Origin of the sequence: Arthrobacter sp. I3, assembly GCF_000520575.1 — a bacterium.
GTDB classification, from domain to species: Bacteria; Actinomycetota; Actinomycetes; order Actinomycetales; family Micrococcaceae; genus Arthrobacter; species Arthrobacter humicola_A.
The window spans coordinates 1-2067 of record NZ_KI914931.1 but is presented as its reverse complement, the minus strand read 5'-3'; the positions used below and the strand labels follow the sequence as shown (position 1 = coordinate 2067).

2 protein-coding genes are annotated in these 2067 nt (G+C 64.7%); both read right to left on the bottom strand.

Going from position 1 to position 2067, the window contains the following annotated elements; translation table 11 throughout:
• The coding region (locus Y706_RS25455; RefSeq protein WP_043436153.1) for an amino acid permease at positions 1-1491 on the bottom strand (1491 nt) is incomplete at its 3' end.
• A 119-nt stretch (positions 1492-1610) separates the two neighbouring features.
• On the bottom strand, positions 1611-2021 hold the full coding sequence (locus tag Y706_RS0113320) for a DUF779 domain-containing protein (protein ID WP_028276964.1): 411 nt from the start codon (positions 2019-2021) through the stop codon (positions 1611-1613).
• Between the last annotated feature and the right edge of the window lie 46 nt (positions 2022-2067).

Below are 2067 nucleotides of genomic sequence, written 5' to 3'. Positions count from 1 at the left end.
CACCGAGGCGCGGGCCTCCGCGAACTTTTCATTCAGCCGGGAGTGGCGCTGGCCGTAGGCGAAGTAGATCGCAATACCGATCACGAGCCAGATGGCGAAGAAGATCCAGGTTTCCACGGCCAGGTTCGTCATGAGGTACAGGCACAGGACCGCAGAGACGACCGGGAGCACCTTGCCGAACGGGACACGGAAGGCCGGCTTCAGGTCCGGGCGCTTCTTGCGCAGCACCAGGATGCCAAGGCTCACCATCACGAAGGCGGACAGGGTCCCGATGTTGATCATTTCCTCGAGCAGGTCCACGTTGGTCAGGCCGGCGACGAGCGCCACTCCGGCGCCGCAGATGATCTGCAGGCGGGCCGGCGTCCCCCGCACCGAGCTGGTCTTGGACAGGGAGCGCGGAAGCAGGCCGTCCCGGCTCATCGCGAGCACCACGCGCGAGAGGCCCATGAGCAGCACCATGATCACGGTGGTAAGGCCCACGAGGGAGCCAAAGGCAATGACCTTGGCGGCGTCGGTATTGCCGACCGCTTCGAAGGCGGTGGTGAGCGTCGGGTTCTTGGCCTCGGCCAGCTGGGTGTAGGACACCATGCCGGTCAACGCCAGCGACACCAGGATGTACAGCACGGTAACGATTGCCAGGCCGCCGAAGATGCCGCGGGGCAGCGTCTTCTGCGGGTTCTTGACCTCTTCGGCCGAGGTGGCGACGACGTCGAAGCCGATGAAGGCGAAGAAGACCAGGGCGGCGCCGGCGAAGATCCCGAGGGTTCCGTACTGGGCCGGGGCGGCGCCAGTCAGGAAGCCGAAGAACGACTGCTTGAGGACATCCGCGGTTCCGGTGCCTCCGGTCGGCTCGGAGGCCGGGACGAACGGGGCGTAGTTCTCGAACTTCACGTACGTGAAGCCGACGACGATGACGAAGAGGACCACCGCGATCTTGATGAGCGTGAAGATGTTGCCGACGCGGGCGGAGAGCTTGGTCCCGAGGACCAGCAGCACGGTGAAGATGGCAACGATCAGGAAGGCGCCCCAGTAGAGGTCGACGCCGCCCAGGGAGATCGACGGCGGAATGTCCACGCCCATGAGCGCAAAGACTTTGCTGAGGTAGATGCCCCAGTACTTCGCGATCACGGCGCCGGCCGTGAAGAGTTCGAGGATCAGGTTCCAGCCGATGATCCACGCCAGGATCTCACCCATGGTCGCGTAGGTGAAGACGTAGGCCGAGCCTGCCACCGGGATGGCCGTGGCGAACTCGGCGTAGCACATGATGGCGAGCGCGCAGGTGACGGCGGCGATCGCGAAGGAGATGGTGACGGCGGGGCCGGCAAAGTTCGCGGCGGCCTTGGCGCCGACCGAGAAGATCCCGGCGCCCACGGCAACCGCGACCCCCATGATCATGAGGTCCCACGTGCTTAGCGTGCGCTTCAGCTTGCGTCCGGGTTCATCGGCGTCGGACATGGACTGCTCGATGGATTTGGTCCGGAAAAGGTTCATTAGGAAAGTCCGCAATCTCGATAACTGGGGTGGAAACAGACCTATCCATCTTAGAGTCCATCCACTGGACGGCCCGATTTGTCCCACATAGTGAGACAAAGGCCCGGCCGGGGGACGGGTCAGACGGGCCAGTTTTCCATCAGCGAGGAGCGGATGAGGAACCGTTTGCCTTCCGGCGCTTCCACCGAGAAGCCGCTCCCCCGGCCGGGGACGACGTCGACGGTCAGGTGCGTGTGGCTCCAGTAGTTGAACTGTTCACGCGACATCCAGAATTCCAGCGGCTGGGGCTGCAATCCGTCGGAGATGTCGAACAGGCCCAACAGGACGTCGGAGTCGCCGGTCAGGAACTCCCCCGCCGGATAGCACATGGGTGAGGATCCGTCGCAGCAGCCGCCCGACTGGTGGAACATCAAAGGCCCGTGCTGCGTCCAGAGCTTGCGGAGCAGGTCCACGGACTCCGGCATGAGCGCCACCCGGGAGAATTCCTCCCCGGGGCGGGTCACTGCGGCGTCGAGCCTGGTCTGGGTCATTGGGGTCTCCCTGGCTGGTCCGGAAAGTGGTGCGGGCGGGGCGGAT